Raw genomic sequence first — 19,518 nt, forward strand, 5'->3', positions numbered from 1 at the left:
GTAAACTCGTCCATAGCTCGTGGTCCTCTGCTCTTGTGGATGTCTCGCAACACCCATCACAGCAGGACCACGAGCCCTCACACGCCTACGACGCGCAGGCCCCTTTCACCACGAACCACGAAGAGCCAGCAACGTCGGACCTCGATGTTTCTACGCGCGCTCGCGGGGAGGAATTCGCGCAGGCGTTTCGAATGCGACTCTCGGAGGGCTGGGGGAGGGTTCCGCCGTCGAAGCGTGAGGCTCGACGGAATCCCGGGGCGATGAGCCGGATCGCCTTCACAGCGACAGTGAGGGCGCGGCGGATCCACGATCCGGGACTCGCCCGGCCGGAATACGTCATGCACCCGTACCGGGTGTCGATCGCGTTTCTGGACGTCCCGTGGGGTGGGCTCGACGTCGAGGTCTCCGATCCCGAGATCGATCCGTACGCCTACAGTCGACGAGAGGTCGACCGCGACCTCACACAGTTCGGTGCGCATTTCGGATTCGGTGAGTTTCGGCCCGTCGCGGTGGTCGATCTCGAATACCAGATTGCGCAGAAGCTTCACGCCGTGACCGATCCCGCGTACATGCGCGCACACGACCTGGTCGATCTGCAGCTACTCTGGCAGGCGAAGCCGGATTTGCCGAGTCTCCACAGTCTCTGTGTGCGGACGTTTGCGTGGCGAGATCAGCAGCCGTGGCCGCCGCTTCCGTTGCGTCCGATGGATGGCTGGGCGTTGGGCTATGCCGACGCACGCGAAGAGACTCGAGTGGCCGGGCGCACTTCGATCCTGCCCGACGTCGCGGAAGCACGGCTGTGGCTCGCCGAGATCATCGACGTCATCGGAACAACCGGGATCGACGACTGACGGCTATCGGCGCCCTCAGCCGAGGAAGGCCGCGATGGCCGTCACGACGCCGATCGAGAGCGCCGTGGTCACGAGGATCGTCGAACGCGCGAGCGCGACCCCGGTGGAGTACCGGAGCGCGTACACGTAGACGTTCTGCGCCGTCGGGAGCGCCGCGAGCACGGTAAGGGCGAACAGGTCGGGCGCCTCGAGGTGCAGCACGAAGCGACCCAGACAGTAGGCGAACGCGGGATGCACGACTGCCTTGAGCGTCGTCCCCAATCCCATCTCGGCGGAGGGACGCACGCCGCGAAGCCCGCCCGAGCCCCACAGCGAGATGCCGTAGGTGAGCAGCGCGAGCGGCACGGCGGCCCCGGCCAGGAGCGAGATCGGATCGTGGATGACGGCGGGCAGGCGCCAGCCGGTCGCCCCGAGCGCGAGGCCCGCGGCGGAGGCGAGGATGATCGGATTGAGCAGCGGGCGCAGCCAGGAGCGCGGGGTGAGCGTGGCGGCCGTGGTCAGATCGAGGATCGTGAGCGAGATCGGCGCGAGCACGAGCAGCTGGGTGAACAGCACCGGGGCCACGTAGGAGGCGTCGCCGAGCACGTATGCCGCGATCGGGATGCCGAGGTTGCCGGCGTTGACGTAGGACGACGACAGTGCCCCGATGATGAGGTCGCCGAGCGGCTGCCTGCGGCGGAGGCGGGCGAGGAGCAGGTAGACCAGCGCCATCGCCAGGCTGCTCACCAGGATCCCCACGAGCAGCGGGGAGAACACCCGGGCGGGGTCGGCGTCCATGAGCGTGAGGAACAGCAGCGCGGGCATCGCGATGCTGAAGGAGATCCGGGCGAGGAGTCGGTCGCCGTCGCCGGGCACGATCCCGCGCCGGGCCGCGAGGTAGCCGACGGCGATGACCGCCACGATCGTGGCGAATCCCGTGACGACGCCATTCATGTGGCGGCGGGGATGGAGGTCGGGTGCACGGGCGGGTTCCGGGTGGGGAGCGGGTCGCTCGATCATCCCAGAGTCGGCGGGCGGCGGGCTCTCCTCGCGACCGGGGTCGACCCCGGCTTCCGGTCGCCGACCAGGGTCGAATCCGGCTTCGAGCCAGCGACCAGGGCCAAACCCGGCATCTGGTCGCCGACCAGGGTGGTTTCCGGGGAATCCGGCTCCGGAACCGGGGTTTCGCCCTGGTCGGCTGGGGGGTCGCCGGTAGGCCACCCGGATGCGCCGCCCGTGGCCGGGGCAGAACCCGGCATCCGGCCGTTGACCAGGGGCAGATCCGGCTTCTGGTCGTCGACCAGGGTCCAACCGAGCTTACGGCCGTCGACCAGGGCCAGACCCGGCTTCTGGTCGTCGACCAGGGTGGTTTCCGGGGAATCCGCTCCGGAACCGGGGTTTCGCCCTGCTCGGCCGGAGGGTTGTCGGTCGGCCACCCGGATGTGCCGCCCGTGGCTGGGGCAGAACCCGGCATCCGGCCGTTGACCAGGGGCAGATCCGGCGTCTGGTCGTCGACCGGGGTCGAACCCGGCATCCAGCCGGCGACCAGGGCCAGACCCGGCTTCTGGTCGTCGACCAGGGTCATTTCCGGGGAATCCGGCTCTGGAACCGGGGTTTCGCCCTGCTCGGCCGGAGGGTTGTCGGTCGGCCACCCGGATGCGCCGCCCGTGGCTGGGGCAGAACCCGGCATCCGGCCGTTGACCAGGGGCGAATCCGGCTTCTGGTCGTCGACCAGGGTGGTTTCCGGGGAATCCGGCTCCGGAACCGGGGTTTCACCGTGCTCGGCCGGAGGGTCACCGGTCGGCCACCCGGATGCGCCGCCCGTGGCCGGGTCAGAACCCGGCATCCAGCCGGCGACCAGGGCCAAACCCGGCTTCTGGTCGTCGACCAGGGTGGTTTCCGGGGAATCCGGCTCTGGAACCGGGGTTTCGCCCTGCTCGGCTGGGTGGCGACGGGCCGAGACACAACGGTGCGGTCGCGATCCGGATCGCGACCGCACCGTTGTGCCGAAGGCAGTGCCGAACGGAGTGGCTCAGCCCACCAGGTGGCGCAGCGCGAGCTGGTGCAGGCGCACGAGGCCGTAGTCCCGCTCGGCCGCGGCGTCGACGTCGAAGGTCTCCCGCGTGGTCGGGTCGGCGAGGAACTGCTCGAAGGTCTCCCCGGCGCCGAGCGTGGATTCGCCCAGCTCGAACACGCCCGCGTGGGCGAGGGCCTCCTGCACCTCGGGGTCGGCCCGGTACTGCTTCGACTTCGCCGCGAGCATCGAGTACATCTCCATGTTCGCCTTGGCCGATTCCCACACGCCCTCGGAGCCCTCGGTGCGGGAGGGCTTGTAGTCGAAGTGGCGGGTGCCCTCGAACGCGGGCCCGCCGCCGGGGGAGCCGTTCTCGAGCAGGTCCACCGTGAAGAACGCCGAGAGCAGGTTGCCGTGGCCGAACACGAGGTCCTGGTCGAACTTCGGCCCGTTCTGGCCGTTCAGGTCGATGTGGAACAGCTTGCCGGCGTACAGCGCGAGCGCGAGCCCGTGCGTGTAGTTGAGGTTCGACATCTGCTCGTGCCCGGTCTCGGGGTTGAGGCCCACTATGTCCTGGTGGTCGAGGGTGGCGATGAGCCCGAGTGCGTGCCCGATCGTGGGCAGGAAGATGTCGCCGCGGGGCTCGTTCGGCTTCGGCTCGATCGCGATCCGCAGCGCGTAGCCGCGCTCCTTGATGTACGCCGCGACCGTGTCGATCCCCTCGGCGTAGCGGGCGTGGGCGGCGTGCAGGTCCTTCGAGTTGTCGTACTCGGTGCCCTCGCGCCCGCCCCACATGACGAACGTCTTCGCGCCGAGCTCGGCCGCCAGGTCGACGTTGCGCAGCACCTTGCGCAGCCCGAAGCGTCGTACGCCGCGGTTGTTCGAGGTGAACGCGCCGTCCTTGAACATCGGGTGGGTGAACGTGTTCGTGGTGACCATCTCGATCGAGAGCCCGGTCTCCTCGGCGGCCCTGCGCACCGAGTCGATCCGCGCCCGGCGGTCGGCGTCGTCCGCGTCGAACGGGAACACGTCGTTGTCGTGGAAGGTGAACCCGTACGCCCCGATCTCGGCGAGCTTGCGCACCGAGTCGGCCGGGTCGAGCGGGGGCCGGGTCGCCTCGCCGAACGGGTCGACGGCCTGCCAGCCGACCGTCCAGAGGCCGAAGGAGTACTTGATGTCGTCGGTCATGGGTGAAGCTCCTCGTCGAGTCGGACAACGCGATTAGTTGTACGGATTAACATACTCATGCCGCGCTGCTAGGGTCAAGGCGTGACCACGACCACCGCCGCCGGGCAGCACAGCCTGCGTGAACTCAACCTCGCCGCGGTGGTCGATGTGATTTATGACGACGCAGCCCCGCCCTCGCGTGCGGGCGTCGCCGCCCGCACGGGGTTGACGAGAGCGACGGTCTCCACCCTCGTGGATCGGCTCATCTCCGCCCGCATCGTGCGCGAGCTCCCGTTGCCCGCGGCCCGCGGGGTGGGCCGGCCGGGGGTTCCCCTGGCCCCTGCGCCCCGATCGCTCGTGGGCCTGGGCCTCGAGGTGAACCTCGGCTACGTCGGGGCGCGGATACTCGACCTCACCGGCGAGGTCGTGGCGCAGGAGATCCTCAGCGGCGACTTCGCCGGCTCCGAGCCCGGCCAGGTGCTCGGGCGGCTCGGGCACCTGGCGCGCGAGCTCGTCCGCGGGGTCGAGGCCGACGGGATGACCGTGGCGGGTGCCCGGCTCGCGCTGCCCGGACTCGTGCGCGCGAGCGCCGGGCGGCTCGAGATCGCCCCGAACCTGGGCTGGCGCGACCTCGACCCGCTGGCACCGCTCGGCCTATCCGGCATCGACGTGGTGGTGCGCAACGAGGCCAAGCTCGCCGGCCTCGCCCAGACCCCGATGCGGGCCGCGGCGCGCACCCGGGGCGAGGTCGAGCTGCCCGGATCGTTCGTCTACGTCTCCGGCGGGGTGGGGATCGGCTCGGCGATCCTGTTCGACCGCGAGCTGTTCGAGGGCCGGCACGGGTGGAGCGGCGAGATCGGCCACGTGGTCGTGCACCGGAGCGGGCCCGTGTGCCGGTGCGGCAACCACGGCTGCCTCGAGCAGTACGCGGGCCAGGGCGCGATCCTCGCCGCTGCCGGACTCGCACCCGGTGCCGGACTCGAACCCGCTGCCGGACTCGCACCCGCTGCCGGACTCGAACCCGCTGCCGGACTCGAACCCGCTGCCGGACTCGCACCCAGTGCCGGACTCGAACCCGGTGCCGGACTCGCACCCGCCGCCGGGATCGACGACCTCACCGCGGCCCTGCGGTCCGCGGGGGAGCAGGGGTCGCGGGCCCGGTCCGCCGTGGCCACGGCCGCCGATGCGCTCGGGCGGGCCCTGGCCGACTACGTCAACATCGTCGACGTCGAGGCCGTCGTGCTCGGCGGGATCTACGCCCCGCTGTTCGAGCAGCTGCGGCCCGCCATCCGGGAATGGCTCGACCGCGGGGTCCTCTACGCCCCGCACGAACCGGTCGACCTGCTCATCGCCCCGGTCCGAGACTTCGCCGCACTCACCGGCGGGGCCCGCGAGGTGCTGCGGGGAGTGCTCGCAGACCCGAGCCCCTGGGTCAACGGCGCCGCCTAGCCGGCTCGGCCCGCCGAGGACCCGCCGGCCCCACGGCAGTGCGGTGGCCGGCGAGCCCTCGGCGAGCGCTGCGATCGGCCGCCCATGGGAGCGGCGAGCCCCTGAGCCTTTGGGAGAGGTAAGCCGCTGGGAGAGGTGAGCCGCTGGGAGAGGCGAGCCGCTGGGAGAGGCGAGCCCCTGGGAGAGGCGAGCCCCTGGGAGAGGCGAGCCCCTGGAAGAGGCGAGCCCCTGGGAGAGGCGAGCGGGCGCCGTCCATACGCCGGCGCAGGGCCGGATACGCCGGGGTGGGCGGGCCGTGCGGACCGGACGGGCCGGCACGACCCGCGTGGGCGGGCCTCAGCCGGCGCGGCCGCCGACGAGGTCGAGCAACAGGTCGCGCACCTCGACGGCCCGCACCTGGGTGCGCGGCGCGGCCGGGTCCGAGCACAGCAGCACCGGCCCGTCGAGCGGGTCGTCCGGGAGTCTGCCGTGGCTGCCGCGCAGCGGAGCGGGATCGAGGGGGACGACGTCCATCATGTAACGCATCCCGAGCTTCTTGCGCGCGAGGGCGGTACCGGCCCGGAGCTTGACCCAGCGGTCCTGCGGATCCATGAACAGCTCGACCGGGTCGTAGCCGGGCTTCTTGTGGATCTCCACGAGCCGGGCGAAGTCGGGGGCGTTCGCGTCGTCGAGCCAGTAGTAATAGGTGAACCACGAATCCGGCTCGGCCACGAGCACGAGCTCGCCCGAGCGGGGGTGGTCGAGCCCCTGCTCCCGCTTGCCCTCGGCGTCGAGCACCTGCCCGACCCCGGGAACGTCGGCGAGGAGGTCGCGCACCCGGGGGATGTCGTCCTCGTCGCGCACGTAGACGTGGGCGACCTGATGATCGGCGACCGCGAAGGCCGGTGAGGTCCAGGTGTCGAGGATCTCGCCCGTCTCGTTGTGGTGCACGTGCAGCAGTCCGGCCCGGCGCAGCACCCGGTTGACGTCGACCGCGCGGGAGACGTCGGTGATCCCGTATTCGCTCAGCACCACGACCCGGGCGCCGAGCCGGTCGGCGTCGTCGAGCAGCGGGGCGAGCGCCCGGTCGACCTCGCGCGCGGCCCGGATCGCCTCCGGTCCGGAGGGCCCGAAGCGCTGCAGGTCGTAGTCGAGGTGGGGCACGTACGACAGGGTGAGGTCGTGCTCGGGCATGAGCATGCGGGTCGCGCCGATGATCCACTCCGAGCTCGCGATCGAGGCGCCCGGGCCCCAGAACGTGAACAGCGGGAACGGGCCGAGTTCGGCCACGAGCCGGTCGTGGACCGACGGCGGCCAGGTCCAGCAGTCCGGTTCCTTGCGCCCGTCCGCGTAGTAGGCCGGCCGGGGCGTGACGGTCGTGTCGACGGTCGCGCCCATGGCGTACCACCAGCAGATATTCGCCACGGTCAGGTCCGGGCGGGTCGCCCGGGCGGTCTCCCACAGCTTCTCGCCCTCGACGAGGCCGTTGTGCTGGCGCCACAGGAGCACATCGCCCAGGTCGCGGAACAGCCAGCCGTTGCCCACGATGCCGTGGTCGGTGGGCAGCAGCCCGGTGAGGAAGGTCGACTGGGCGGAGCAGGTGACCGCCGGCAGCACGGTCTCGAGGGTGGCCTGGTAGCCGCGGTCGGCGACCCGGCGCAGTCGGGGCATGTGCTCGAGCAGGCGGGGGGTCAGCCCCACGACGTCGAGCACCAGCAGCTTGGTCATGCGTTCTCCAGTCCGAGGTCGTGGGCGTGGCTGCGGGCCTGGGCGAGCTCGGCGGCGATGCCGGCCACGAGGCCCGCGTCGTCGGTCGGGCGCTGCCCCTCGGGCAGCACGGTCCAGGTATAGGTCTCCACCTCGAGGTGGTCGGTCAGGGGCCGCTCGCCGCCGACGAGTGCCCGCATGGTCTCGACGAGTTCGGCGCCGGTTCCTGCCAGCGGCGCGCTCGGGGCGGCGTGCAGCGGCAGGTGGAAGTGGATCCGCCAGGGTTCGCTCGCCGGCAGGGCGTCGCCGGCGAGCGCGTCCGGCAGGTCGTCGCGGTGGAGCAGGCCCCCGCCCGGGGCCGGCTCGCGCACCTGGTGCAGGAAGCGCTCCTCCACGAACTCCTCGAGCAGCTCCCGGGTCGCGGCCGCGGCCGGGTCGGCCACGTGCAGCGCCGCGGACAGCTGGGCCTTGACCACGGGCAGCCCGGCCGAGGCCAGGGCCGCGACCGCCGTCCCGGCGTCCTCGAACGCGGTGGCGAGGTGGCAGGCGTCGACGCACACCCCCAGATGGGTGGTGTCGACCCCGGCGAGTTCGGCGATCGCCTCCTCCGTCGTCTCGATCACGCAGCCCGGCTCCGGCTCGAAGCCGACGCGGATGTGCCGGCCGGTGCGCTCGCGCAGCCGTTCCAGGCCCACGGCGAGGGCGTCCAGATTGGCCCGGGCGAGGCCGCGGGCGTCGTCGGACCAGGGCGCGTGCCAGGCGAGCGGGAGCGTGGAGATGCTCCCGCGGGCCGCATCGCCGGGCAGCAGCCCGGCGAGCACGGTGGCCGCATCGAGGGTGAAGGCGAGCCGCTCCGGCTCGGTCCAGTCCGGCCGGTACACGCGGTGCTTGACCACCCGGTCGTGGAATCCGCCGTAGGGGAACGCGTTCAGGGTGACGACCTCGAGGCCCTGCTCGTCGAGCACGGCCCGGAGCGCGTCGAGTTCGCGGGCGTCGGCGGCGAGGAGGGCGGCGGTGGCGGCGGGCAGCCACAACCCCACGCCGAGCCGGTCCACGCCGAGGCGCTCGCGCACCGGCCCGGCGAAGCGCCGCAGCTGGGCGTGGATCCCCTCCGGATCCTCGGCGGGGTGGACGTTGCTGCAGTAGGCCAGGTGGATGAGGGAGCCGTCCGGGTGTCGAAGGCGCATCCGGTCAGTCCTCGTCGCTCTTGCGCTCGCCGCGCAGGATCGAGTTGCCCTCGAACGCGGCCGCGGGCTCCTCGACGCGGTCGAGCATGAGCCGCCCGCTCTGGGCGAAGAACTCCACGGGGTTGCGCCAGAGCAGCCGGTCCACGTCGTCCTCGCTGAAGCCGCCGGCGAGCATCGCCCGACCGGTCTTGAGGGGCTTGAGCACGTCGGCGCGGCCCCAGTCGGCCGCCGAGTTGATCATCACCTTCTCGAGGCCGTGCTCGCGCAGGATCGCGACCATCCGATCCTCGTCCATCTTCGTGTCGGGGTAGATGGAGAACGCGAGCCAGCAGCCGGCGTCGGCGACCATGTCCACGGTCGTCTCGTTCAGGTGGTCGACCACGACCATGCCGGGGTCGATCCCCGACTCCTCGACCAGGTCGAGGGTGCGCCGGGTGCCCACGGCCTTGTCGCGGTGCGGGGTGTGCACCATGGCGGGCAGGCCGTGTTCGATCGCGAGCTCGAGCTGGCGGGCGAAGGCGAACTCCTCGGCCGTCGTCATCGAGTCGAACCCGACCTCCCCGACGGCGACCACGCCGTCCTTGGCCAGGTAGCGGGGGAGGAGATCGAGCACGCCGACGCAGCGGGGGTCGTTCGCCTCCTTCGGGTTGAGCGCGATGGTCGCGTGGTGGGCGATGCCGAACTGCGAGGCCCGGAACCGCTCCCAGCCCAGGAGGGAGTCGAAATAGTCCACGAAGGACTCGACGCTCGTGCGCGGCTGCCCGAGCCAGAACGCCGGTTCCACCAGGCCCCGGACCCCGGCGGCGTGGAGGGTCTCGTAGTCGTCGGTCGTGCGGGCGGACATGTGGATGTGCGGGTCGAAGATGCGCATGGGTGCTGCTCCTGGTTCAGGCTGGTGCCGGCGGATCGGGGGTGATCGGACAGGTCAGGGCGCCGGGACGGTCGGCAGGGCCGCCGCGACGTCGGGGAAGCGGGCCGCGACCTCGGGGAAGTGGTCGAGCACGAGGCGCGAGTCCGGGGGGATGGGCCGGCCCGCGGCGCACCGCTCGTGCCCGAAGGCCGCGACCATCCGCGCGAGCTCGGCGTCCGCCCGCTCGCGCAGGCGCTGGACGGCCGCGAGCGGCACCCCGATGAACAGGCACTTGAGCACGCCCTGGCGCCACGTGTCGTCGTCGAGGTGCTCCCCGGCCCAGGCGCCCATCGCCGCGCCCACGAGGCGCAGGTCGTTCGTGCGCAGGGCATCGGTCACGAGCGCCCGGGCGCCCTCGCCGACGTCGAGGGCGGGCAGCGAGCGCAGGATCGCGCGCTTCTCGTCGCCGTCGCCGTATCGGTACAGCGCCGCCACCTCGGCGGCGCGCTGCTCGTCCGGCTGCGCCGAGGCGAGGGTCTCGAGCAGAACCGCACGGACGGCGTCGTCGAGGGTGGGGCCGGTGATGCCGGTCGGATCCGCCTCGTCGAGGGGCCCGCGGGCGACCTCGCGGGCCGCCGCCGGGAACAGGCGCCTGATCGCCGCCGGATCGGCGGCGATCGCCGCGGTCATCTCGGTGAGTCGGTCGGCGGCGGCGGGCGTGAGCCGCCCGTCGAGTGCGGCTCGGGCTCGCTGGGTCATGATGCCTCCTCGGTGGCGGGGGATGGGGAGCGGGGGAGCCGGTCGAGCGCGTCGCGCAGGGCCCGCATCGACCGGGCCGCGGTGGCGGGGGCCGTGGGGCTGTGCCGGGCGAGCTCGACCGAGACGAGGCCGCGGTAGTCGATCTCGAGCAGCGCGCCGAGCGCGGCCGGCAGGTCGAGTTCGCCCTCGCCGAACTCGAGGTGCTCGTGCACGCCGCGGCGCATGTCCTCGATCTGGACGTGCAGCACGTCCCCGGCGGCGCCGCGGATGCAGTCGGCCGGCGACTCGTCCTCGATGCACACGAGATGGCCCACGTCGACCGTGGCCCCCACGGCGGGCGGCGAGCCGAGCCGGCGGCGCAGCTCCCGCAGGTCGGCGAGGGTCTCGATGAACATCCCCGGTTCCGGCTCGAACGCGAGCCGGACCCCCGCGGCCTCGGCGTGGGGCACGAGCTTCGACATCCCGGCGAGCAGCCGCTCCCAGCCGGCCCCGGGGGAGGTGCCGGCCGGGAGGATCCCCGACCAGAGGTGCACGACGTCGGCGCCGAGGTCCCGCGCGATGTCGACCGCGCGCCGGGTCAGCTCGAGCCGCGGCTCGCGCCCGGCGGCCGAGACGAGGGTCGGCTCGTGCTTGCGCCAGGGGTCGAGCAGGTACCGGGCCCCGGTCTCGACGACCACGCCGAGGCCGCGTTCGGTGAGCATGGCCCGGGCGGCGTCGACCCGGGCGGGCAGGCCCGGCGCGAACGGATCGAGGTGCTGGTGGTCGAGGGTGAGGGCGACCCCGTCGTAGCCGAGGCCGGCGATGACGTCGAGCGCCGCGGGCAGCGGGTGATCGCCGAAGCCGTTCGTGCCGTAGGACAGTCGCAGGCTCATGTCGGCGACACCAGCTTCGCGCCGGCGCGCAGCGCGGGGCCGGCGGCCAGGAGGGCCGCGGCCGCCGCGACCGCGCCCCGGCCGGCCAGGAGCGCCGCCTGGAGCGGGACGAGGCCGTGGATCCCGCTGCGGGTCGCCCGCCGCACGGTGCCCGCGTCCGGGCTGCGGACGGCGGCGGCCTGGGCGCGTCCGACGCTCGCCGCGTATCCCGCGGCGCACCCCGCCGCGGCCAGCCGCGCCGGCGGCCGGCCCGAGCGCAGGGACGACGCGGCGACCGTGGCCGTGACGGCGGCGGTCACCGAGAGCGCGGCTCGGGCGGTCGCCGGGGACGAGCCGTGCACCTCGCCGCGACTCAGCGCGGTGACGGCCGTGACGTGGGTGCCGACCGCGAGTGCGGCCGGCAGGCCCGACCGCCGGCCGCGCGGGGCGGTGGACGCGCCGAGGAGCACGTTGAGGAACCGGGCCGAGCCCATGACGAGCGGGCCCGCCGGGGTCGGCTTCGCCAGCAGGTCGTATGCCCAGACGGCGCCGGCGAGCGGGATCGCGGTGGCGAGCGGGCGCCGTCCACTCGCAGCCGCCAGGGCGATGCCGGTGGCGGTGAGCCCGCCGGCGAGCCGCAGCGCGGTGGCCGGGGTCACCCGGCCGGAGGGGATCGGCCGCTCCGGGCGCTCGACGGCGTCCAGGTCTCGGTCCGCGTAGTCGTTCAGGGCCATCCCGGCCCAGTAGAGGCAGGCGGAGGAGGCCGCGAGGGCGGCGGGCCGCCAGCCCCGCAGGGCCCCGGCCGCCGCCGCTCCCGAGAACACGTCCCCGGGAGCGGTGAGCGCGGCCGGGAGCCGCACGAGTTCGGCGAGGTCGCGCAGCGAGGTCATGCGGGCAGCGCGAGCTTCGCGCACCAGTCGGTCAGGGCGGTCCACTGCGCGGAGATCGAGTGCTCACCGCTGCCCATCGGCTCCTTGAAGAAGAACGACAGCGCGCCGATGACGCCGACCTGGCCGGCCTCGTGCGCCCGGGCCACGAGCCGCACGAGGTCGAGCACGAGGGGCGCGGCCAGGGCGGAGTCGCAGCCCTGCCAGGTGAACTGCATGGTCATCCGGGTGCCGAGGAATCCCTCGAAGGAGACGTGGTCCCACGCGGTCTTCCAGTCGCCGAGGTCCTCGACGTAGTCGATGCGCAGGGGGCCGTCGACGTGGTGTCCCAGGATCGCGTCGACGCCGGCGCCCTTCGTGGCGGTCTTGCTCGCCACGGCCACCGGGTCGGCGAGTGCCTGGCCGTCGCCGCCCCCGAGGAGGTTGTAGGAGGCCCACGACCGCACGGCGAGGTTGCGGGTCGCGAACATCGGGGCCAGGGTCGTCTTGACGAGGGTCTCCCCGGTCTTGCCGTCTCGGCCGGCCCACGGCAGGCCCTGCTGCTCAGCCAGTTCCCCGAGCGCCGCCGGGGCCGGGCCGGGGCTCGGGGTGAAGGCGACGAGCGGGCAGCCGGCCCGGTAGGCGGCGTAGGCGTAGGCCGAGCTCTGCGGCAGGGGGGCGGCGCCGGCGTCCAGCGCGCTCTCGAGCGCCGCGAGGCTGTCGAGTTCGGGCGTGGAGGCGGCCGGGGCCTCGGTGTTGCTCACGTCCACGACGATGACGCGGGCGAGGTCGTTGTCCCGCTGGAAGGCGCGGATGTCGGCCTCGATCGCGTCGAGGACGGCGCGCTGGGTCGCCTGCTGCGGGGCGAGCCGGATGCGGGCGTCGGCGGCGCCGAGCTCGGCGTCCAGGGCCCGCACGAGCGCGGTCGGGAAGACTCCGGAATCGGCGAGCAGCTGCGCGCGTTCGGTCAGTGGGGTGCTGCTGACGTCGTGGCCGCCGGTCACGAGGGTGCCGACGTCGAGGAGGCCCGCGGCCGCGACCGGCTCGAGCTCGGAGACCAGTCCGGTCCGGTCCGAGAGCCCGGCGCTCACGGCGAGGGTTCCGATCGTCGCGGTCGTGGCCACCGAGCCCCGGGCTCCGACGAACCAGATGCCTGTCCGGGCCGTGCCTGCCTGCGTGCCCACGTTGTCACGTGCCTGGCTTGTCGTCATATCTCTCACCTCTGTGATGTGACCGTCGCGCCGTGGCAGCGGCGATCGGCTGTGATCTATCTGTATCGACGAGGGTGCAACGAAGTGTCCGACTTACGTTAGTCGCGGCTTCGCGTTCGTAAGTGCGGCAACTTGCGTCACTCTCTCAGGTCAGGTTATATGAAAGTCGTCACTATGCAAGCCACCCCGGTGAAGCCGCCGGCAGGCGCCGACGGTCGCCGGGGGCTCCTCCGAACGGAGACCGTGGGCCCAGACCGTGGGCCCGGAGTGCGTGAGGATCGGGAAGGTGCCGAGATGAACAACGATGCGTACCCGCAGGGCCCCGCTCCCGAGGTCGGGGCGGTGCTCGAGGGGCTCATGGCCGAGAACCGGCGCCGAGCGGCCGGCCACGGCGCGGCCTGCGACCTGCTGTGGCGGGAGTTGCGACGCGCGGTCGCCGGCGGCAAGCACTTCCGCGGCCGGCTCGTGATCGAGGTCCATCGGGGTCTCGGCGGCGGCGATCATCCGGCGGCCGCGCGGCTCGGCGCGGCCTTCGAACTCCTGCACGCGGGCTTCCTCGTGCACGACGACCTCATCGATCACGACACCGTGCGCCGCGGGGTGCCGAACCTCGCCGCCGGCATGCATGCGGCCGCGGTGGCCGCCGGCGCGGGGAGCGCACCGGCACAGCACTTCGCGGAGGCCTCCGCCGTGCTCGCGGGCGATCTCGCGATCGGGCTGGCCCACCGGCTCGTGGCGGAGGTGGACGGCCCGGCCCGGATCCGGGGGGAGCTCGCCGAGCTGCTGTGGGACACGATCTTCGTGAGCGTGGCCGGTGAGCTCGACGACGTCGCGGCGGGCCACGGGCTGTGGGAGGTCTCGCACGAGAAGGCGATGTCGATCGCGGCGGAGAAGACCGCCTTCTACTCGTTCCAGGCCCCGGTGCGGGCCGCGGCGATCCTGGCGGACGCCCCCGCCGGCGCGCGCGAACTGCTCGACGAGATCGGGCACGGCCTCGGGGTCGCGTTCCAGCTGGCCGACGACCTGGTCGGGCTGTTCGCGCCCGAGGAGGTGACGGGCAAGAGCTCGCTGTCCGATCTGCGGGAGGGCAAGGCGACCTCGCTCATGCTGCACGCGCGCACCCTGCCGGTGTGGTCGAGCCTGCGCGATCACCTCGGACGCGCGGACCTCGACATGGCCACCGCCGAGGCGATGCGCACGGAGCTGGCCCGATCGGGTGCGCCGGTGGAGGTCGACCGGCAGGCGCGGGAGGTGCTCGTGCGCCTCCGCGAGACGCTGGCCGGCGCGGCGCTCGGGCCGGCGGTGACCCGGGTACTCCTCGGCGCCGCCGGGATGATCGAGGCCTCCCTCGACGGCGCCGCCGAGTATGTGGCCCGCACGGCCCATGCTGCCGGTACGGCCCCGGCGGCCGGCACGGCCCAGGGCGCTCAGGACGCGGAGGTCACGCAGGGCGCCCAGGACGCGGAGGACGCCCAGGACACACGGGGCGCTGAGGGCGCCCAGGACGCACGGGGCGCCCAGGACACGGAGGTCACGCATGGCGCCCAGGACACGGAGGACGCCCAGGACACACGGGGCGCTTAGGACACCCAGGACACACGGGGCGCCCAGGACACACGGGACGCTCAGGACGCCCAGGGCGCCCAGGCCCGCCCGGCCCGGTGTGAGCGCTGAGTCGGCGCTGCGGATCGTGTCGGTCGTCGGGAGGCGACGGACGCCGCGTGGCCGGTCCGTGTCGGCGCGCTCCGGGCCACGGGTGGTGAATGGCCGAGGAATTCGATTCGACGAAAGTGACTTCGGGATAAGCCGATAGTCTATTAACGGGAATGCGGATCGACATATGGCCCGAGGCTTTGGGTGATGTCGTACGCGCGGTCGGTCGGATCATCCGAATGGTCGTCACCGATCGGGAGGTTCGGCGTTCGACCGGAGGATGGCGTTCGATGCTCGTTTTCGGCGCAGAACGCGCGCTGGTCGATCGGTATGACGCTCGTTTTCGTTCATCACGCACCGGAAGGCGACTTCTCTGTGCAGAAGTGTGACATTTGAGCGACTCTGCACTCCAGACTTCATGGTTGACGATTACAAAACCGCGACTAGGGTGGGACACATCACGGTAATCAGGGCCGGTGGCCCGCCGCATGCGGTGTCCACGCCGCCCCCGTGACCAACCGACGCTGCTCACGTCGCCGTGCTGCTGTGCCATCTCGCGATCTGGGCGCGCAATTTCGAGGAGGAAATGTGGTCAGAAGGAGAAGGGCCGGCCGATGGTCGGCCCGAGGCGCGGCGGCGGTCATGGCCGCCGGCTTGGTGTTGCCGCTCGCGATCAGCGGGGCGAGTGCTCATCCTGGGCACGACGGCGACACCGACCCGGCCGGTACCGCCGCCCTCGCAGCGGAGGATCCCGCACTCGAGTGGGACAACTACGAGAAGATCCTGCTCACCAAGAACACCGGTGAGCCGATCGACCTGGCGGTGCTGCCCGACTCGCGCGTGCTGCACACGGCGCGCGACGGCGTCGTCCGCCTGACGGACCCGTCGACGGGCCTCACCCGTGAGGTCGCAGACATCGACGTCTACAACAACTCCGAAGACGGCCTCCAGGGCATCGCCCTCGACCCGGACTTCGAGGAGAACAACTGGGTCTACCTCGTCTACGCCCCGCGCGTCATGGCGGGGACCTCGCCGACCGGGGTCGCCTACCCGGAGACGACACCGCAGGGGAGCGCCCCCGAGCAGCTCCCGGACGGAGCCGACGCGGACACGTACTGGGACCAGTGGCTCGGCTACAACGTGCTGTCCCGGTTCCAGTGGGACGGCGCCTCGAACACCCTCGACCTGACGAGCGAGCAGGAGATCATCAAGATCACCGCCCAGCGCGGTCAGTGCTGCCACGTCGGTGCCGACATCGCCTTCGACGGGGACGGCAACCTCTATCTGTCCTCGGGTGACAACACCCCCGCGGGCACGCCCGGTGCGAACGGGTTCACCCCGATCAACAACGCCCCGGGCATGAACCCGGGCTTCGACTCCCGCCGCGGCGCGGGCAACAGCAACGACCTGCGCGGGTCGATCCTGCGGATCGACGTTCTGGACCAGATCGCGCAGGGCGCCGAGCCCGGTCCCGGGAGCACGTACGACATCCCGGCCGGGAACCTCTTCGACTCACCCGAGTACGACCCGGACCTCGTGCGCGAGGAGATCTACGTCACGGGTCTGCGCAATCCGTTCCGGATGGACTACGACCTCGAGTCCGGCGCGCTCATGTGGGGCGACTACGGCCCCGACTCCGGTTCGGCCCAGGCCGACCGCGGCCCCATGGGGTATGTCGAGTGGCAGGTGACGACCGAGCCGATGAATGGCGGCTGGCCCTATTGCCACGGGCCGAACGACGGCGGCGCCTACAACGAGTGGGACTACGAGACCGGCACCCCCGGTGAGTTCTTCGACTGCGCCGCCCCGGTGAACAACTCCACCTGGAACACCGGCCTGACCGAGCTCCCGGCGGTCACGCAGCCGCAGATCTGGTACGGCGACAACGCCGGGGACCAGCCCTGGGACGAGTTCGTGACCTTCTCGAGCCGCGGCGGTCAGGCCCCGATGGGCGGGCCCGTCTTCCGCTACGACGAGACCAACCCCTCACCGACTCAGTTCCCGGAGTACTGGGACGGCAAGGCCTTCATGGCCGAGTTCTCCCAGGACTACGTCGCGGCCATCGAGATGGACGAGCTCTCGAGCGCCGGGGAGGTCACCGGCGTGACCAACTTCCTGCCGAGCTCGGCTCTCTACGAGCAGGCGGCACCCGAGTGGTCGGGAATCATGGACATGGAGTTCGGGCCGGACGGCTCCCTCTATGTGCTCGAGTACGGCAAGGGCTTCTTCCGGCAGAACCCGGAGGCGGGCATCTACCGCATCGACTACAACCCGGAGAACAAGACCCCCCGGCCGGCGATCTCGGTCGACAAGGTCTCCGGCAGTGACGCCCCGCTCGACGTGACCTTCGACGCCTCCGGCTCCTTCGATCCGGAGGGCGAGGCACTCACCTACGAGTGGGACTTCGACGGCGACGGCGTCATCGACGACCAGGGCGAGACGATCACCCACACCTACTCCGAGCTCGGCCAGTACAAGGCGATCCTGCGCGTGACGGATCCGGAGGGCCTCTTCGGCCTGGCCGTCCAGCAGATCACGGTCGGCAACACCGCGCCGGAGATCACCCTCGACGTCGACGACGGTTCGTTCTTCGACTGGGGCGACAGCGTCGACATCACCGTGTCCGTCACGGACGCGGAGGACGGCGACACACCGGACTGCGCGCGGGTCGGGCACACCTTCGGGCTCGGCCACGACCAGCACGCCCACCCCGAGGTCACCGGCACCGGGTGCGAGTTCACGATCCAGACGAGCGAGAGCGCGAAGGACCACGGGGCGGGAGAGAAGATCTTCGGAACCCTCGTGGTGAGCTACACCGACGACGCCCAGGGCGACGTCCCGGCGACGACCGGGGAGGCCACGCTCATCCTCACGCCGACGCTGCAGGAGGCCGAGTGGTACGACACGGCCGAGGGCATCACGGTGGTCAACGACGCCGGCGCCAGCGGTGGCTCGTACGTGACCGAGTTCGACGACGGCGATTCGCTCACCTTCTCGCCGATCGCGTTCACGCACGCTCCCAGCGGTGAGGTCATGGACTCCGTGACCGCCACGGGCACGGGCACGGGCACGATCTCGCTGGGCTGGAACGACGAGCCGGCACCGTTCGCCGAACTGGCGTTCACCGGAGCCGACGGCTGGCAGAGCGTCGAGGCGGCCCTCGAGACCGTCCCCGCGGGTTCCGGTTCGCTCGTGGTGACCAGCACCGGGGGAGTCGACCTCGACTCGCTCGCCTTCCACTCGGACGCGGGGCAGGGCCCCGCGGCTCCCGTGTGCGCGAACCCCGGTGCCGAGATCTCGGCGGACGACGAGTTCGACGGTGATGAGGTCGACGCCTGCCGTTGGGACATCATCGACTACGACCCGGCCCTGGCAGGGGTCAGCGACGGCGCCTACCGGGTGACCACGGTCGATGCCGACATCAACGGCACGGTGAACGAGCCCGTTCCGAACATCCTGCGTTCGACCGTCGTCGAGGGCGACGAGTGGACCGTGGAGACCAAGTTCAACTCGGGCCTCTCGAGCCAGTGGCACCAGGCCGGGATCATGGTCTACGCCGACCCCGACAACTACGTCAAGGTCGACCCGGTCTTCGCCGCCGACACGGCGGGCAACGAGGCGCCCCTGCGCCTGGAGATCCGTTCCGAGGTGAACGGGCAGTTCCAGCAGCCCGAGCAGGCCGACATCGCGGACCTGCCGCTGTCCGAAAACGGCGACTACTACGTCCGGCTCAGCCGCTCCGGCGATACGTTCACGGGAGCGTTCTCCTATGACGGCCAGGAGTGGACGGATCTGCCCGGCTCGGTGACGCACAACGGACTCGGCGACGCCGGGCCCGGCCTGTTCACGGTCGGCAAGAGCCAGTCCGAGCCGACCGAGGTCGCCTTCGACTACTTCCGGGTGGTCGATGAGGTGCCGGTCGAGCCGGTGGTGGTACCGGTCGACCGGGTGTCGATTCAGCTGTATTCGTTGATCCCATGGGTGAATGCGGATGGGCTGGAGTCGGTGCTGGGCCGGTTGGGTTCGATCGGTTTGGAGAATATCGAACCGTATGGCGGGAACTACAGCGGCTATACGGCCGGGGAGTTCCGTGCACTGGCGGATGCGAATGGATTGAGCGTGCCGTCCTCTCACTACAATGTGAGCGAGGGCAACTTCGATCAGACGCTGGCGTATGTTTCGACCGTGGGTCAGGAGTACGTGGGTTCGGGCGGATTCCCCAGTCCGGGAATCGGCACGTACGAGAACACGCTGGCCACGGCCGAGGCGATGAACCGGCTGGGTCAGCGGTCCGTCGAGGCGGGTGTGGGCAAGTTCTTCGGCCACAACCATGCCGGCGAGTTCACCACGACCTATGAGCACGAGGGCGAGGTGCTCTCGGCATGGGAGATCCTCGTGCGCGAGACCGATCCCGAGTTCGTGACGTTCCAGGTGGACGTCGGTTGGGCGGCCCATGCCGGTGTGGATGTGCCGACGCTGCTCGAGACCTACGGCGACCGGATCGATCTGCTCCACATCAAGGACGCCATCAACCTGGGCGGTCCCGGAAGTCCGCAGTTCACGAACCTCGGTGAGGGCGATGTGCCGTTGCAGGCGATCCTGGCGGCGGCGCTCGAGGCCGATATCGCGTACTACGTGATGGAGTACGACCTGGCCCCTCAGGGTGAGGAGTTCGTGACGACCGGGTTCGAGTACCTCACCGGGCTCGAGGCCGGTGAGCCGGAGCCGCCGGCGGAGGTGCTGACGGAGACGTCGGTGACGACTCGGTGTGTGGCCGGTCGGCAGGTGCTGGTGGCGTCGGTGACGAATGTGGCCGGTGCCCCGCTCGATGTGAGTGTGGAGACGGCCTTCGGTACCAGGTCTGTTGTGGGTCTGGCCGATGGTGCGACGAAGTCGCTGGCGTTCACGACGCGGTCGGTCGCGATCGATGGTGGTGAGCTGACCGTCGATGCGACGGGTGGCGACGGGCTGGATGGGCAGGAGGTGCTCGCCTAC

At 71.6% G+C, this 19,518-nt stretch carries 13 protein-coding genes; 4 read left to right on the plus strand and 9 right to left on the minus strand.

Annotated features, from left to right (window positions below; genetic code table 11):
• On the plus strand, positions 1-851 hold an 851-nt coding region (locus GCG21_RS15855; protein WP_194165145.1), incomplete at its 5' end, for a nucleotidyl transferase AbiEii/AbiGii toxin family protein.
• Positions 852-866: 15 nt separating this feature from the next.
• Here the strand turns inward: GCG21_RS15855 and GCG21_RS15860 are convergent.
• Complete coding sequence (locus tag GCG21_RS15860) at positions 867-1,784, minus strand: AEC family transporter (RefSeq protein ID WP_194165146.1); 918 nt, start codon at positions 1,782-1,784, stop codon at positions 867-869.
• A gap of 1,078 nt (positions 1,785-2,862) precedes the next feature.
• On the minus strand, positions 2,863-4,032 hold the full coding sequence (gene xylA / locus GCG21_RS15865) for a xylose isomerase (protein WP_152910644.1): 1,170 nt from the start codon (positions 4,030-4,032) through the stop codon (positions 2,863-2,865).
• A gap of 81 nt (positions 4,033-4,113) precedes the next feature.
• Between xylA and GCG21_RS15870 the strand changes: the two genes are divergently transcribed.
• Complete coding sequence (locus GCG21_RS15870; protein WP_370517572.1) at positions 4,114-5,460, plus strand: ROK family protein; 1,347 nt, start codon at positions 4,114-4,116, stop codon at positions 5,458-5,460.
• 336 nt (positions 5,461-5,796) lie between these two features.
• Here the strand turns inward: GCG21_RS15870 and GCG21_RS15875 are convergent, their stop codons facing one another.
• The 7 genes from GCG21_RS15875 to GCG21_RS15905 are packed head-to-tail and all read right to left on the minus strand — an operon-like array spanning position 5,797 to position 12,870.
• A complete protein-coding gene (locus GCG21_RS15875; protein ID WP_152910645.1) occupies positions 5,797-7,167 on the minus strand; it encodes an alkaline phosphatase family protein in 1,371 nt (456 codons plus the stop codon).
• Positions 7,164-8,333 (minus strand): metabolite traffic protein EboE, encoded by a 1,170-nt coding sequence (gene eboE, locus GCG21_RS15880; protein ID WP_152910646.1) that lies wholly within the window; start codon positions 8,331-8,333, stop codon positions 7,164-7,166. Before eboE ends, GCG21_RS15875 begins: the two co-directional genes overlap by 4 nt.
• 4 nt (positions 8,334-8,337) lie before the next feature.
• The gene (locus GCG21_RS15885; protein ID WP_152910647.1) at positions 8,338-9,204 is read right to left on the minus strand and encodes a TatD family hydrolase; all 867 of its coding nucleotides are present in this window, start codon (positions 9,202-9,204) and stop codon (positions 8,338-8,340) included.
• A 54-nt stretch (positions 9,205-9,258) separates the two neighbouring features.
• Positions 9,259-9,942: an EboA domain-containing protein gene (locus GCG21_RS15890; protein WP_227994020.1), complete on the minus strand. Its 684-nt coding sequence runs from the start codon at positions 9,940-9,942 to the stop codon at positions 9,259-9,261.
• Positions 9,939-10,814, minus strand: coding sequence for a sugar phosphate isomerase/epimerase (locus GCG21_RS15895; protein WP_152910648.1), 876 nt, complete (start codon positions 10,812-10,814; stop codon positions 9,939-9,941). The genes GCG21_RS15890 and GCG21_RS15895 overlap by 4 nt, the downstream gene beginning before the upstream one ends.
• The gene (locus tag GCG21_RS15900) at positions 10,811-11,683 is read right to left on the minus strand and encodes an SCO3242 family prenyltransferase (protein ID WP_152910649.1); all 873 of its coding nucleotides are present in this window, start codon (positions 11,681-11,683) and stop codon (positions 10,811-10,813) included. The genes GCG21_RS15895 and GCG21_RS15900 overlap by 4 nt, the downstream gene beginning before the upstream one ends.
• Positions 11,680-12,870: an inositol-3-phosphate synthase gene (locus GCG21_RS15905; RefSeq protein WP_152910650.1), complete on the minus strand. Its 1,191-nt coding sequence runs from the start codon at positions 12,868-12,870 to the stop codon at positions 11,680-11,682. The genes GCG21_RS15900 and GCG21_RS15905 overlap by 4 nt, the downstream gene beginning before the upstream one ends.
• Positions 12,871-13,164: 294 nt before the next feature.
• On the opposite strand from GCG21_RS15905, the gene GCG21_RS16915 reads away from it, so the two are divergent.
• Both GCG21_RS16915 and GCG21_RS15915 read left to right on the plus strand, forming a co-directional pair.
• Positions 13,165-14,454, plus strand: a complete 1,290-nt coding sequence (locus GCG21_RS16915) for a polyprenyl synthetase family protein (RefSeq protein ID WP_227994021.1) — start codon at positions 13,165-13,167, stop codon at positions 14,452-14,454.
• 711 nt (positions 14,455-15,165) lie between these two features.
• Positions 15,166-19,518: PQQ-dependent sugar dehydrogenase (locus GCG21_RS15915; protein WP_152910652.1), on the plus strand; the 4,353-nt coding region annotated here is incomplete at its 3' end.

The sequence above is a fragment of the Pseudactinotalea sp. HY160 genome, assembly GCF_009372055.1.
Classification (GTDB): Bacteria; Actinomycetota; Actinomycetes; order Actinomycetales; family Beutenbergiaceae; genus HY158.

Bases quoted from the DNA above. Each gene is read 5' to 3' on its own strand.
- GCG21_RS15860 (WP_194165146.1), bottom strand. From the start codon at position 1,784: ATGAATGGCGTCGTCACGGGATTCGCCACGATCGTGGCGGTCATCGCC.
- xylA (WP_152910644.1), bottom strand. From the start codon at position 4,032: ATGACCGACGACATCAAGTACTCCTTCGGCCTCTGGACGGTCGGCTGG.
- GCG21_RS15875 (WP_152910645.1), bottom strand. From the start codon at position 7,167: ATGACCAAGCTGCTGGTGCTCGACGTCGTGGGGCTGACCCCCCGCCTG.
- eboE (WP_152910646.1), bottom strand. From the start codon at position 8,333: ATGCGCCTTCGACACCCGGACGGCTCCCTCATCCACCTGGCCTACTGC.
- GCG21_RS15885 (WP_152910647.1), bottom strand. From the start codon at position 9,204: ATGCGCATCTTCGACCCGCACATCCACATGTCCGCCCGCACGACCGAC.
- GCG21_RS15890 (WP_227994020.1), bottom strand. From the start codon at position 9,942: ATGACCCAGCGAGCCCGAGCCGCACTCGACGGGCGGCTCACGCCCGCC.
- GCG21_RS15895 (WP_152910648.1), bottom strand. From the start codon at position 10,814: ATGAGCCTGCGACTGTCCTACGGCACGAACGGCTTCGGCGATCACCCG.
- GCG21_RS15900 (WP_152910649.1), bottom strand. From the start codon at position 11,683: ATGACCTCGCTGCGCGACCTCGCCGAACTCGTGCGGCTCCCGGCCGCG.
- GCG21_RS15905 (WP_152910650.1), bottom strand. From the start codon at position 12,870: ATGACGACAAGCCAGGCACGTGACAACGTGGGCACGCAGGCAGGCACG.
- GCG21_RS16915 (WP_227994021.1), top strand. From the start codon at position 13,165: ATGAACAACGATGCGTACCCGCAGGGCCCCGCTCCCGAGGTCGGGGCG.